Origin of the sequence: Caulobacter sp. Root1455 (genome assembly GCF_001426905.1) — a bacterium.
GTDB lineage: Bacteria > Pseudomonadota > Alphaproteobacteria > Caulobacterales > Caulobacteraceae > Caulobacter.
Map to the genome: position 1 here is coordinate 471,481 of NZ_LMFQ01000001.1, position 13,290 is coordinate 484,770.

Consider the following 13,290-nt stretch of genomic DNA (forward strand, 5'->3'; position numbering starts at 1 on the left):
AGAAGCACGACAGCGGCGGAAAGCACCGCAATTTCGCCGCAACGTGCCGCAATCTGGGGTCTGGGTTTATCTCCGAGGTGTCGTTCGTAATGCAGCGCAAGGTCCTGGTCGCGACAGTCGCAACCGCTCCTCTCCTGGCCATGGCGTTCGGCGCTTATGCTGAGACCGTCATCAACACGGCCCGTACGACGCCGATCGCCACGGCGACGGCGACGGCCGCCGCCGGGCCCGACGACGTGAAGGTCGACACCGGCGGGGGCATCACCCTGACCACGGCCGGGCCGCTGATCACCCTGAACAGCAACAACAAGGTCTCGATCGGCGGCAACGGCCTGACGAGCGTCGGCGTGAACGACTCCACCGGCGTCCTGATCCAGGGCGGCATGACGGGCTCGGTGATCAACAACGCGGCCATCAGCCTGACCGAGGACTACACCCCGACCGACGACGACAAGGACGCGTCCGGCGCGGCCAAGCCGGACGGCGATCTCGACGGTCCGTTCGCCAAGGGCTCCAACCGCTACGGCATCCATCTGGTCGGGCCCGGCGTCTTCACCGGCGACATCACCCAGAGCGCGGGCGGCTCGATCACGATCGAGGGAAACAATTCGGCCGGCATCTGGCTTGAGACCGGCCAGGTCGGCAACCTGACCACCGGCGGCACGATCAACGTCATCGGCGACAACACCTACGGCGTCCGCGTCGCCGCCCCGGTGACCGGCAGGGTTTCGATCAACGGCGGCACGACCGTGACCGGCCTGAACGCCACCGGCGTGGCGATCGACGGCGCCGTCAGCGGCGCCGTCATCGTCCAGGGCGGCGTCACCACCACCGGCTATCGCTACACCACGCGTCCGGCGACCAAGGAATTGCGCGCGATTCTCGACGCCGACGACCTGCTGCAAGGCGGTTCGGCGGTGCGGGTGACCGCCAATGTCGGGGGCGGGATTTTGCTCGACGCGCCGCCTCTCGACACCGACACGGCCAACACCGACGAGGACGGCGACGGCGTCGCCGACGCCAGCGAAGGCACCGCGTCGCTGACCACCTACGGCGCGGCCCCGGCCCTGTTGATCGGCTCGGACACCCAGTCGGTCGCCATCGGCGCGGTCGGCACGGGCGACAACGCCTACGGCCTGATCGCCCGGGGCGGCGTCACCGCCAACGGCGTGTACGACGGCGTCACCGCCACCGGGATCCAGATCGGCGGAAACGCCGGCCAGACCACGACCATCGCCGGCGGCGCGCGGCTCGACAGCGCGATCACCGCCACCGCCTATGAAGCCAACTCGACCGGCGTCCTGGTCAAGGCCGGCGCGACCGCGCCCACCCTGTGGAACCGGGGCGGGATCACCGCCTTCAGCGTCTCCGAAGGCCAGTTCGACTCCCGCGCCGTCGCCATCGACGCCGGCGCCAGCGTCACCACCCTGCGCAACGCCGGTTCGATCTCGTCCACCCTGGGCGGCGAAAAGGGCAACGCCTATGGCGTGATCGACAACTCGGGCGCCCTGACCACCATCGAGAACACCGGCCGGATCTCGGCCACGATCGTGCCGACCGACGACAAGGACGACACCGACGACGCCGATCTGCTGGCCAGCAACGAAGTGGTCACCGGCAAGGCGATCGCCATCGACGTCAGCAAGAACACCACCGGCGTCACCCTGACCCAGTTCGGCGTCAATGACGGCGACGACCTGAAGGACGGCATCGCCGACGCGGACGCCGACGGCGACGGCGTGGACAACGCGGACGAGCCGACCCTGATCGGCGCGATCAACTTCGGCTCGGGCGCCGACACCTTCAACCTCCAGAACGGCCTGGTGGTCAGCGATGTCGCCTTCGGGGCCGGCGCCGACGCGCTGAACATCAGCGGCGGCGCCGCCATGCTCGGGGCCGTGCGCGACTCGGACGGCCAGCTGGCGATCAATATCGGCAAGGGCTCGCTGGGCCTGACCAACGCCGAGACCATCAACGCCACCAGCCTGACCCTGGGCGCGGACGCCAAGATGGCGTTCACCGCCGATCCGGCGGCCGGCACGCACACCCAGCTGGTGGTCTCCGGCCCGGTCAACATCGCCGCAGGCGCCCAGCTGGGCCTGCGGCTGACCAGCCTGCTGACGACCCCGACCAGCTACACGGTCATCACCGGCGGCACGCTGACGGCCGGCGCGATCAACCAGGACCTGCTGGGCGACACGCCGTACCTGTACGTGGCCGGCAGCCGAGTCGACACCAACAACGTCTATCTCGACGTGCGTCGCCGCACCGCGACCGAGATCGGCATGAACCAGTCCCAGGCCTCGGCCTACGACGCCACCTTCGCGGCGCTGAGCAAGGACGCGGACATCGCCAAGGCCTATCTGGCCCAAACGACCAAGGACGGGCTCCTGGGTCTCTACGACCAGATGATGCCCGACCAGGGCGAAGGCTTCTTCGCCGCCATGCAGGACGTCAGCCACGCGATCTCGGTCGCCACGCGCTTCCGCCCCGATCCGGGCGATCGCTACGGGCCCGACAGCCTGTGGATCCAGGAGATCAACACCCTGGTGCGGCGCGACACCGACGAGACCATGGGTTCGGACACCCAGGCCTTCGGCTTCGTCGGCGGCTACGAAGCCATGGGCGACGCCGGCGGGGCCCTGGGCCTGACCCTGGCCTATGTCAGCATCGAAGAGCACGACATCGCCGCCAAGGTCGGCGAGCAGACCACCGGCAACTTCGTCGAGCTGGGCGCCTACTGGCGCCGGGCGGTCGGCGGCTGGCGCTTCAATCTCGGCGGCGGCGGCGGCTACGGCTGGTACGACGGCGACCGGACGTTCAACACCGGCGACCTGAACGGCGACGGCGCCGCCGACGTCCAGCGCCACAACAGCGCCAAGTGGAACGGCTCCACGTTCAACGCCTTCGCCGGCATGGCCTACGAGGCCAAGTTCGGACGCTACTTCACCCGTCCCGAAGCCTCGCTCGACTACCTCTATCTGAGCGAAGGCGAGCGCAAGGAATCCGGCGGCGGCGACGGCTTCGACCAGATCGTCCACAAGCGCAACTCCGACAGCCTGATCGCCGACGCGGGGATCGTGTTCGGCGCCGACTATGGCCGCGACCTGTGGTGGCGCCCGGAAGTGCGGATCGGCTATCGCCAGCTGCTGGCCGGCGAGATCGGCAACACCGTGGCCCAGTACACCAACGGCGGCGCGCCCTTCACCCTGGCCTCCGGCACCGACAAGGACGGCGCGGTGACCCTGGGCTTCGCCCTGCGGGCCGGCACGCCGATGTCCTATCTGGCGCTCGAGGCCAACGCCGAGGCGGCCAAGAAGCAGAAGCGCTACAATCTCAAGCTCACCGGCCGGGCGATGTTCTAGGCCTCGCCGCTCCCCCTGGACTTCGGGGGCGAATATGACGAACACTGATGAACAGGGCCCGCGCTTCGGCGCGGGCCCTTTTTCGTTCTGGATTCCAGTAGCTTGACCATGCGCCGAGCAAGGGCCTGAAGGAAAACTCAAAGCCTCGCGGGCTTATCTCTATTTAACACGTAGGAATAATCGTCTTTTGTCCAATCGAACCCGGCGCCGGCCAAGGCGTCGAGAGGGGAACAGCATGACCAAGACCCAGACCGTCCTCCGCACGGCCCTGATCGCCGGAGCCTCGCTTCTGGCCCTCGCCGGCGCGGCGCACGCCCAAGCCGGCCAGGGGGGGGCGGCCGTCCAGACCCCCGAGCAGCAACAGGCCCGCATCGAAGCCCTGGAGGCCCAGCTCGAGGCGCTGTCCAGCCAGATCGCCGACCTGAAGGCCGCCACCGCCGCCAGCCTGAAGGACGTGCGCACCGCCCAGGCGGCCACCACCGTCAGCGTCGCCAACGGCAAGCCGACCATCGCCTCGGGCGACGGCGCCTTCAGCGCCAACATTCACGCGGTGATGCAGCTGGACGCCACCTGGTACAATCAGGACAGCGGCCTGCCCGCCTCGACGGTCGGCCGCGACCTGAACAGCGGCACGAACTTCCGCCGGGCCCGCCTGGGCGTCGACGGCAAGGCGTTCAAGAACTTCGAATACGGGGTCCTGCTGGACTTCGGCGGCTCGGGCGTCGACGGCCCCGGCGCGCTGCAGGAGATCTACCTGCAGTACAACTACGCCCCCTTCAAGGTTCGGGTCGGGGCCTTCGCGCCGAACCTGGGCCTGGAGGACGCGGCCTCGACCAACGGCTCGCTGTTCCCCGAGCGGGCTTCGGGCGCGGAAGCGGCCCGCGGCCTGGCCGGCGCCGACCGCCGCATCGCCCTGCAGGGCCAGGCCGTCGGCGAGCGCTGGATCGTCTCGGGCGCGGTGACCGGCGCCAAGACCGGCGACGGCGCCACCTTCGACGAGCAGCTGGGCTATGTCGGCCGCGTCGCCTTCATCCCGTTCAAGGGCCATGACTGGCTGACCCATGTCGGCGTCAACACCAGCCGGATCGTCCAGCCCGCCCAGATCGCCGCGGCCGGCGCCTATCCGATCACCGTGGAAGACCGCCCCGAGCTGCGCACCGACGGCACGCGCCTGGTCAGCTCCGGCGCGATCGACTCGTCGGGCGCCCGCCACTACGGCTTCGAACTGGCCGCCCAGAAGAAGAACTTCCTGATCCAGGGCGAGTATTTCGACATCGCCCTGGACCGCCGCAACAAGCCCGCCAACCTCACCGACCCGAAGTTCTCGGGCTGGTACGTCGAGGGCGGCTGGGTGCTGACCGGCGAGCAGCGCAAGTACAACCCCGCCAACTTCGCCTTCGACGCCCCGCCCGTCGCCAATCCGTTCGATCCCAAGACCGGCCAGTGGGGCGCCTGGGAGCTGGCGGCCCGCTATTCGGTGCTCGACCTGAACCACCACGAATACGCGACCGTGGCGGCCGACCGGGTGCGCGGCGGCCTGCAGGAGATCGCCACCGTCGGCCTGAACTGGTTCCCCAACTCGGTGACCAAGTTCTCGCTGGACTATCTGGACGTCGACATCGACCGTCGCGACGCGGCGGGCGTTCAGATCGGGCAGAGCTACAAGGCCGTCAACCTGCGCAGCCAATACGCGTTCTAGGCATGAACGGAGCCACGTTCCCGCCCGGCGGGGACGTGGATCGGCGCCGCGGCGGCGCCGCCAGCCAGGGCCGGGTTGGTCGCAAGCGTACAAGATCCACCTTCTCAAGCGAGCGACATCGCCATGATCAAAGATCTCAAGACCCCCACGCGACGCGGTCTTCTGGGTTCGGCCACGGCCAGGGCCGCGGCCCTGGCGGTCCCCGCCGCCCTGGCCGGTCCGGCCCGCGCCCAGGGCGTCAAGCCGCTGACCCTGCTCAATGTCAGCTACGACCCGACCCGCGAGCTCTACAAGGACGTCAACGCCGCCTACGCCAAGTACTGGAAGCAAAAGGTCGGCCAGGACCTGACCATCAACCAGAGCCATGGCGGTTCGGGCAAGCAGGCCCGGTCGGTGATCGACGGCCTGCAGGCCGACGTCGTCACCCTGGCGCTGGCCTACGACATCGACGAGATCGCCGCCAGGGCCAGGCTTCTGCCGGCCAACTGGCAGTCGCGCCTGCCCAACAACTCCACCCCCTACACCTCGACGATCGTGTTCCTGGTCCGCAAGGGCAATCCCTGGAGGATCAAGGACTGGGGCGACCTGATCAAGCCGGGCATCGACGTGATCACCCCCAACCCCAAGACCTCGGGCGGGGCGCGCTGGAACTACCTGGCCGCCTGGGCCTGGGCCCTGAAGCAGCCGGGCGGCAACCCCGCCAAGGCCGAGGCCTTCGTCGGCGAGCTGTTCCGCCACGTGCCGGTTCTCGACACCGGGGCGCGCGGCGCGACGACCAGCTTCACCCAGCGCGGCCTGGGCGACGTGCTGCTGTCGTGGGAGAACGAGGCCTACCTCGCCCAGGAGGAGCTGCCGGGCAAGTTCGACATCGTCTATCCGTCGATCTCGATCCTGGCCGAGCCGCCAGTGGCTCTGATCGACAAGAACGTCGACCGCCACAAGACCCGGCTGGCGGCCGAGGGCTATCTGAACTTCCTCTACAGCCCCATCGCCCAGGACCTGATCGGCAAGAACCACTACCGCCCGCGCAACGCCCAGGCGGCGGCCAAGTACGCCGGCAAGTTCAAGTCCCTTCCGCTGGTCACCATCGACGACACCTTCGGCGGGTGGAAGAAGGCCCAGGCCGCCCACTTCGCCGACGGCGGCCTGTTCGACAAGATCTACCGGCCGAAATAGGACGCGCCTTCAGGTCCTTCGGACCCCAAGGGCCGTGACGGCGGAAACTCCGAGAGTTTCCGCCGTCACGCATTTTAGGCCAATGTCTGGAACCCGACTCCGACGTCGGCGTTTCGGGGAACCACGGGGCATGTCAACAAGTCGGGCGTCCAACGAATGACGGACACATTGCGGTCGGAACGCGCGGCCGAGGAATTGGCCGCCGAGCATGGGGTCGGCGATCCGTTCGCGGCGGCGATCCGCGCCACCCGCATGGCGATGGTCGTCACCGACGCGAGCCAGGCCGACAATCCGATCATCTTCGCCAACGACGCCTTCCTGGCCCTGACCGGCTACCGCCGCGACGAGGTGATCGGCCGCAACTGCCGCTTCCTGCAGGGACCCGACACCGACCCGGCCAGCATCGAGGCGATGCGGCGCGCCGTCGCCGACGGCCAGGACATGGCGATCGACATCCTCAACTACCGCAAGGACGGCACCACCTTCTGGAACGCCCTCTATCTGTCGCCCGTGCGCAGCAAGGCCGGCGAGATCGTCTATTTCTTCGGCTCGCAATTGAACATCAGCGACAGGAAGCGCGCCGAATTGGAGCTGGGCGACACCCGCGAGCGGCTGGAGGCGGCCGTCGAGGCCCGCACCGCCGACCTGACCCAGGCGCTGCAGCAGAAGACCGCCCTGCTCCACGAGGTCGATCACCGGGTCAAGAACAACCTCCAGCTCATCTCCTCCCTGCTGCTGCTGCAGAACCGCCGCGTCACCGACCCGGCGGTCAAGAGCCACCTGCGCGGCATGCTGGAGCGGGTCAGCGCCATCGCCACGGTGCACCGCCGCCTGTTCCAGAGCGAGGACGTCGAGCGCTTCGACGTCGCGGCCTTCGTGCGCGATCTGGTCAGCGACATGATGGGCGGGGCGCGGCGCGACGACATCAAGGTCCGCCTGGACCTGGAGCGCGTCGACATCGCCGCCTCCAAGGCCGCGCCCCTGGCCCTGGTGATCAGCGAACTGTTCTCCAACGCCCTTCGCCACGCCTTCCCGCCGGAAGCGATGGCGGGGCGGACCGGCGAGGTGTTTGTCGGAATCACGCGGCAAGATGCGGATTTCCGGATCGAAATCACCGATAACGGCGTTGGGGTGGAGAATTCCGCATCGTCGGGCGGATTCGGTCTGACCATCGTCCAGCTGCTCTGCCAGCAGCTGAAGGCGCGTCCCCAGACCACGCCCGCCGATCCTGGAACCCGCGTCGTGGTGTATCTGCCGGTCAATGGCGTTCATCACTGAGATAGGTTGGATTTTGTGATGGACGAGCGCCCGCTCGATGTCTTGATCGTGGAGGACGAGGTTCTGCTGGCCACCGAGCTGGAGTTCCTGGTCGGGGAAGTCGGCTGCAACGCCGTCGGCCTGGCCATGAGCTCGGACGAGGCGGTGGCCATGGCCAACGACCTGCGTCCCGACCTGGCCCTGGTCGACGTCCACCTGCGCGACGGCCCGACCGGCGTCGAGGTGGTGCGCAAGATTCATGACGATTGCGGCGGCGTGGCCCTGTTCATGACCGCCAACGTCAAACGCCTGCCCGACGACTTCGCCGGCGCCTGCGGGGTGATCGGCAAGCCCTATTCCGAGCACGGCGTGAAGACCGCCCTGGCCTATCTGACCATCTGCCTGCGCGAAGGCCGGGCCCCGAGCCCGCCGCCGATCGGCCTGGAGCTGTCGCCGGCCTATGCCGAGCGCTGGGGCGTGACCGCCCTGCTCCGCGCTGTCCCGCACGCTGTCTAGGGTGTGAGCGCCAACCTCGCCGCCTCGGTCGTGGGCACGGCCGCCGCCCTGCTGTCGATCACCAGCTTCGCCCCGCAGATCATCAAGATCTGGCGCGAGAAGGACGCCTCGTCGGTGTCGCTGCGCACCTATGTGGTCACCGTCACCGGCTTTTCCTGCTGGATCGCCTATGGGGTGATGATCAAGGCCTGGCCGGTGATCGCCTCCAACACCGCCTGCCTGCTGATGTCGGGCGCGGTGCTGGCGCTCAAGTGGCGGTTCGGCCGGGAGGGCCATTGAGCCTTCTGATGTTGTCATCCCGGGCGAAGCGAAGCGTAGACCCGAGACCCAGGTGAACAGCGCCGCATCGGCCCAGTCCTCTGGGTCCCGGACAGCCTCTGCGAGGCTTCCGGGATGACAACGCTGGTTAGAGACGCGAAACCCTAGGGCCTGTCCGAGCCCCCCTCAAAACTTCAGGCGACGCGTGACAGGGGTCCCGGGGTCCGCTATCGAGGCGCGCCTTTCGCCTTACAGGACCGCCGCCTTGACCGACGCCGCCGAGGAAGCGGGCTGGGCCACCGCCAAGACCCTGGCCGAAGCCCTGCCCTACATCCAGATCTACGACCGCGAGACGGTGGTGATCAAATATGGCGGCCACGCCATGGGCCAGGAGCAGGTGGCCAAGCTGTTCGCGGCCGACGCCGTGCTGCTCAAGCTGCTGGGCGTCCACCCCGTCGTGGTGCACGGCGGCGGCCCGCAGATCAGCCGCATGCTCGACAAGGCCGGCGTCAAGTCGACCTTCGTCGACGGGCTGCGCGTCACCGACGAGGCGACGATGGAAGTGGCCGAGATGGTGCTGTCGGGCGCCATCAACAAGGAAATCGCCAACTGGATCACCCTGGCCGGGGCGGAAGCCGACGTGCGCGGCGTGGGCCTGTCGGGCAAGGACGCCCGGATGATCACCGCCGAGAAGGTGACCCGCACCCGCAAGGACCCGGACAGCAACATCGAACAGGCCGTCGACCTGGGCTTCGTGGGCGAGCCGACCAAGATCGACCCGCACATCATCCAGGCCCTGCTGACCTCGGAAACCGACTACATCCCGGTGATCGCCCCGATCGGCGTCTCCGAGGCCGGCCAGACCTTCAACATCAACGCCGACACCGTGGCCGGCGCGCTGGCGGGGGCGCTGAAGGCCAAGCGGATGCTGATGCTGACCGACATCGCCGGCGTGCTGGACGCCGACGGCCAGCTGATCCGCCAGATGACCGTCGCCGAGGCCCGCGGCCTGATCGCCAGCGGCGTGGCCAGCGGCGGCATGATCCCCAAGCTGGAGAACGCCATCCACGCGGTGGAAAACGGCGTCGAGGCCGTGGTCATCCTGGACGGACGCCGTCCCCACGCCATGCTGGTCGAACTGTTCAGCGAGCACGGCGCGGGTACGCTGATTTCGAAATGAGCATGACCGCTCTTCTCCTCCCCCGTGCAACGGGGGAGGTGGCGGCGAAGCCGACGGAGGGGGCGTCCACCGCCACCACCCGACGCCCCCTCCGTCACGATGCGTATTCGCATCGCGCCACCTCCCCCGCTTCGCGAGGGAGGAGCTGATGACCGCTGATCTCACCCACGTCGAGACCTGGCTGTTCGACCTGGACAACACCCTCTATCCGGCCGAATGCGAATTCATGGCCCTGATCGAGGGCAAGATGACCGACTTCATGGAGAAGGCCACCGGCCTGCCCCGTGACGAGGCCCGGGCCATCCAGAAGCGCTACTACCACGAGCACGGCACCACCCTGGCCGGGCTGATGGCCCACCATGGCGTCGAGCCCAAGACGTTCCTGGACGAGGTGCACGACGTGTCGATGGACCGCCTGACGCCCGATCCGGCGCTGCGGGCGGCGATCGACGCCCTGCCCGGCCGCCGCCTGATCTTCACCAACGGCTCGCTGGGCCATGCCGACCGGGTGCTGAGCCATCTGGGCCTGGACCACCTGTTCGAGGACGTCTTCGCGATCGAGACGGCCGACTACCTGCCCAAGCCGGCCATGGCGACGTTCGAGAAGGTGGTGGCCCGCCACGCGTTCGGCCCCAAGGCCACGGCCTTCTTCGAGGACAGCGAGAAGAACCTCGCCCCCGCCGCCCTGCTGGGCATGACCACCGTCCTGGTCGGCGCCCACGCGGCCGCCTCGACCGCCGACTTCGTCCATCACCGCACGCACGACCTCGCCGGGTTCCTGACCTCGGCGCGCCTGAAGGAAGCCTGACATGACCGCCCAGAATCCCTCTGGATTGACCCTTGCCGACCTGCAAGCCGAAGTCGAAGCCGCCTGGGAGGCCCGCGACGGCGTCTCCACCGCCACCACCGGCCCGGTGCGCACGGCGGTCGAGGAGACCCTGCTGCTGATCGACGCCGGCAAGGCGCGGGTGTCCGAGAAGATCGACGGCGAATGGACCACCCACCAGTGGCTGAAGAAGGCCGTGCTGCTGTCGTTCCGCCTGAACCCCAACAAGGTGATGCACGCCGGGACCATGGGCGGCGCGGTCGGTCCGTGGTGGGACAAGGTCCCCAACAAGTTCGACGGCTGGGACGCCCCGCGGTTCGAGGCCGCCGGCTTCCGCGCCGTGCCCGGCTCGATCGTCCGCCGCGGCGCCTATGTCGGCAAGAACGTCATCCTGATGCCGTCGTTCGTGAACATCGGCGCCTATGTCGACGACAGCACCATGGTCGACACCTGGGTGACGGTCGGCTCGTGCGCCCAGATCGGCAAGCGCGTCCACCTGTCGGGCGGCGTCGGCATCGGCGGCGTGCTGGAGCCCCTGCAGGCCAACCCGACCATCATCGAGGACGACTGCTTCATCGGCGCCCGTTCGGAAGTGGTCGAGGGCGTCGTGGTCGGCGAGGGCTCGGTCCTGTCGATGGGCGTGTTCATCTCGGCCTCGACCAAGATCGTCGACCGCGCCACCGGCCAGATCCACATGGGCAAGGTGCCGCCCTACAGCGTCGTCGTGCCCGGCAGCCTGCCCGACCCCAAGGGCGGCCCCAGCCTGTCCTGCGCCGTGATCGTCAAGACCGTCGACGCCAAGACGCGGTCGAAGACCAGCATCAACGACCTGCTGCGGGACTAGGAACAGCGGCCGGGGACATGCCCTCGCGGCGTGTCCTCGCTCTAGTACGGCGTCCCGTCCTTGCGCCGGTAGAAGTCCTCCCCCGCCCGCGCGACCATGTCGATGTCGCTGTAGGTGCAGGTGTCCTGATCGGGTCGCCGCGAACCCATCTCCAGCAGCACCGCCTCGCGGTCCGAGCGATTCTCCAGGTGGTGGCCGCTCTCGATCCCGGCCTTGAAGCCCGCGCAGTCGCCCGGCCGCAGCACCGTCTCGCCGCCATCCTCGACCAGCACGACCTCGCCTTCGACCACCCAGACGAACTCGTCCTCGGCCGAATGCCAGTGGCGCTGGCTGCTCCATTGGCCCGGCGGCAGGCGCATCAGGTTGACGCCGAACTGGTCGAGGCCCGCGAGGTCGCCAAGGGCCCAGCGCTGCCGGTCCCGGCACTTCGCGTCGTGGGGCGGCGGATAGTCGGTCCCAACGCGCGTGGGGGCGGCGGGGATGTCGATCTTGGGCATGGCGGCGTTCTCGTGTTTGCGTCGGGCGCCAGGGGAGCCTAAAGCCAGGACAATGACTGACAACAGCCTCTCCCTCGACCCCGTCGCGCTTGATCCAGTGGCCTTGGCCCAGGCCCTGATCCGCCGCCCGTCCGTGACCCCGGCCGACGAAGGGGCGATGGACGTGCTGCAGCGGCAGCTGGAGGCCATGGGCTTCAATTGCCGGCGCATGAAGTTCGGCGAGATCGAGAACCTCTACGCCCGGCGCGGAACGGCGCGGCCCAACCTCTGCTTCGCGGGCCACACCGACGTGGTGCCGGTCGGCGACAGCGCGGCCTGGACCGCGGGGCCCTTCGAGGCCGAGATCAAGGACGGCGTGCTCTACGGCCGCGGGGCGGTGGACATGAAGAGCGCCATCGCCGCCTTCGTCGCCGCCGTGTCACGCCTGCCCCAGGACCTGCCGGGCTCGCTGAGCTTCCTGATCACCGGCGACGAGGAGGGCGTGGCCGAGGACGGCACCGTCCGCGTCGTCCAGGCCCTGGCCGCCGAGGGCGAGGTCATCGACCACTGCATCGTCGGCGAGCCGACCAGCGCCAACCTGCTGGGCGACATGGTCAAGATCGGCCGGCGCGGCAGCATCAACGCCTGGATCGCCGTGGACGGCCGGCAGGGCCACGTGGCCTATCCACACCGCGCCGCCAACCCGATCCCGGTGATGGTCGACATCCTCTCGCGCCTGCAGAGCCGGGCGCTGGACGACGGCTATGCGGGCTTCCAGCCGTCGAACCTGGAAGTCACCACGGTCGATGTCGGCAACACCGCCACCAACGTCATTCCCGCCTCGGCCAAGGCCCGGATCAACATCCGCTTCAACCCGGCCCACAAGGGCAAGGACCTGCAGGCCTGGATCGAGCACGAGTGCCGCGAGGCCGCCGAGGGCTTCTCGGGCCGGGTCGAGGCGCTGTGCAAGATCAGCGGCGAGGCCTTCCTGACCGAGCCGGGCGCCTTCACCGACGTGATCGTCGCCGCCGTCGGCGACGCCACGGGCCGGGCGCCCGAGCTGTCGACCACGGGCGGCACCAGCGACGCGCGGTTCATCCGCAGCCTGTGCCCCGTGGTCGAGTTCGGCCTGGTCGGGGCTACCATGCACGCGGTCGACGAGCGCGTTCCGGTTCAGGAGGTCCAGGACCTGGCCAACATCTACCAAGCCCTGATCGGCCGCTATTTCGCGGCCTTCGCCTGATGGGCCGCGCCGCCCTGACGAGCTGGCCCTTCTGGGCGCTCGCCTCGGCGGTGTTCGCGGCCCTGACCGCCATCCTAGCCAAGGTCGGGATCGACGGCGTCGGCTCCAACCTGGCCACCTTCATCCGCACCGTGGTGATCCTGGCCTTCGCGGCCCTGATCCTGACGGTCGCCGGCGAATGGCGCGCGCCGGGCTCGATCGCGCCGCGCTCGTGGCTGTTCCTGGTGCTGTCGGGCCTGGCCACCGGGGCCTCGTGGCTCTGCTATTTCCGGGCCCTGAAGCTGGGCGAGGCGGCCAAGGTCGCGCCGGTCGACAAGCTTTCCGTCGTGTTCGTGGCGATCATCGCCGCCGTGTTCCTGGGCGAGAAGCTGTCGGCCCTGAACTGGCTGGGCGTGGCCCTGATCGCGGCCGGGGCGGTGCTGGTGGCCCTAAGATTTTGAGGGGGCGGAT

General features: G+C 68.8%; 12 protein-coding genes. 11 read left to right on the forward strand and 1 reads right to left on the reverse strand.

What is annotated here, in order from left to right; genetic code table 11:
• Positions 1-89: 89 nt before the first annotated feature.
• The 9 genes from ASD21_RS02010 (at position 90) to dapD (ending at position 11,121) form a co-directional block, all read left to right on the forward strand.
• The gene (locus ASD21_RS02010; RefSeq protein ID WP_056435906.1) at positions 90-3,365 is read left to right on the forward strand and encodes an autotransporter outer membrane beta-barrel domain-containing protein; all 3,276 of its coding nucleotides are present in this window, start codon (positions 90-92) and stop codon (positions 3,363-3,365) included.
• Positions 3,366-3,600: 235 nt separating this feature from the next.
• Positions 3,601-5,064, forward strand: coding sequence for a porin (locus ASD21_RS02015; protein WP_056435910.1), 1,464 nt, complete (start codon positions 3,601-3,603; stop codon positions 5,062-5,064).
• A 123-nt stretch (positions 5,065-5,187) separates the two neighbouring features.
• Complete coding sequence (locus ASD21_RS02020; protein WP_056435911.1) at positions 5,188-6,240, forward strand: sulfate ABC transporter substrate-binding protein; 1,053 nt, start codon at positions 5,188-5,190, stop codon at positions 6,238-6,240.
• Positions 6,241-6,396: 156 nt separating this feature from the next.
• Positions 6,397-7,518 carry a photosensory histidine protein kinase LovK gene (gene lovK, locus ASD21_RS02025; protein ID WP_056435913.1) on the forward strand — a complete coding sequence of 374 codons (1,122 nt, stop codon included), beginning with the start codon at positions 6,397-6,399 and terminating at the stop codon, positions 7,516-7,518.
• 18 nt (positions 7,519-7,536) lie between these two features.
• The gene (locus ASD21_RS02030; protein ID WP_056435916.1) at positions 7,537-8,013 is read left to right on the forward strand and encodes a response regulator; all 477 of its coding nucleotides are present in this window, start codon (positions 7,537-7,539) and stop codon (positions 8,011-8,013) included.
• 3 nt (positions 8,014-8,016) lie between these two features.
• A complete protein-coding gene (locus tag ASD21_RS02035) occupies positions 8,017-8,292 on the forward strand; it encodes a SemiSWEET family sugar transporter (RefSeq protein WP_056435919.1) in 276 nt (91 codons plus the stop codon).
• Positions 8,293-8,536: 244 nt separating this feature from the next.
• Entirely contained in the window at positions 8,537-9,451 is a 915-nt protein-coding gene (gene argB / locus ASD21_RS02040; protein WP_056435921.1) for an acetylglutamate kinase, read from the forward strand.
• Between the two features lie 148 nt (positions 9,452-9,599).
• Complete coding sequence (locus tag ASD21_RS02045) at positions 9,600-10,259, forward strand: pyrimidine 5'-nucleotidase (RefSeq protein ID WP_056435924.1); 660 nt, start codon at positions 9,600-9,602, stop codon at positions 10,257-10,259.
• A 1-nt stretch (position 10,260) separates the two neighbouring features.
• Positions 10,261-11,121, forward strand: coding sequence for a 2,3,4,5-tetrahydropyridine-2,6-dicarboxylate N-succinyltransferase (dapD, locus tag ASD21_RS02050; protein ID WP_056435925.1), 861 nt, complete (start codon positions 10,261-10,263; stop codon positions 11,119-11,121).
• Positions 11,122-11,162: 41 nt separating this feature from the next.
• Here the strand turns inward: dapD and ASD21_RS02055 are convergent, their stop codons facing one another.
• The gene (locus ASD21_RS02055; RefSeq protein WP_056435926.1) at positions 11,163-11,618 is read right to left on the reverse strand and encodes a cupin domain-containing protein; all 456 of its coding nucleotides are present in this window, start codon (positions 11,616-11,618) and stop codon (positions 11,163-11,165) included.
• Between the two features lie 52 nt (positions 11,619-11,670).
• Between ASD21_RS02055 and dapE the strand changes: the two genes are divergently transcribed.
• Entirely contained in the window at positions 11,671-12,840 is a 1,170-nt protein-coding gene (gene dapE, locus ASD21_RS02060) for a succinyl-diaminopimelate desuccinylase (RefSeq protein ID WP_056435928.1), read from the forward strand.
• Positions 12,840-13,280 (forward strand): EamA family transporter, encoded by a 441-nt coding sequence (locus ASD21_RS02065; protein ID WP_056435930.1) that lies wholly within the window; start codon positions 12,840-12,842, stop codon positions 13,278-13,280. Before dapE ends, ASD21_RS02065 begins: the two co-directional genes overlap by 1 nt.
• The last annotated feature ends 10 nt before the right edge of the window (positions 13,281-13,290 follow it).

Bases quoted from the DNA above. Each gene is read 5' to 3' on its own strand.
- ASD21_RS02010 (WP_056435906.1), top strand. From the start codon at position 90: ATGCAGCGCAAGGTCCTGGTCGCGACAGTCGCAACCGCTCCTCTCCTG.
- ASD21_RS02015 (WP_056435910.1), top strand. From the start codon at position 3,601: ATGACCAAGACCCAGACCGTCCTCCGCACGGCCCTGATCGCCGGAGCC.
- ASD21_RS02020 (WP_056435911.1), top strand. From the start codon at position 5,188: ATGATCAAAGATCTCAAGACCCCCACGCGACGCGGTCTTCTGGGTTCG.
- lovK (WP_056435913.1), top strand. From the start codon at position 6,397: ATGACGGACACATTGCGGTCGGAACGCGCGGCCGAGGAATTGGCCGCC.
- ASD21_RS02030 (WP_056435916.1), top strand. From the start codon at position 7,537: ATGGACGAGCGCCCGCTCGATGTCTTGATCGTGGAGGACGAGGTTCTG.
- ASD21_RS02045 (WP_056435924.1), top strand. From the start codon at position 9,600: ATGACCGCTGATCTCACCCACGTCGAGACCTGGCTGTTCGACCTGGAC.
- dapD (WP_056435925.1), top strand. From the start codon at position 10,261: ATGACCGCCCAGAATCCCTCTGGATTGACCCTTGCCGACCTGCAAGCC.
- ASD21_RS02055 (WP_056435926.1), bottom strand. From the start codon at position 11,618: ATGCCCAAGATCGACATCCCCGCCGCCCCCACGCGCGTTGGGACCGAC.
- dapE (WP_056435928.1), top strand. From the start codon at position 11,671: ATGACTGACAACAGCCTCTCCCTCGACCCCGTCGCGCTTGATCCAGTG.
- ASD21_RS02065 (WP_056435930.1), top strand. From the start codon at position 12,840: ATGGGCCGCGCCGCCCTGACGAGCTGGCCCTTCTGGGCGCTCGCCTCG.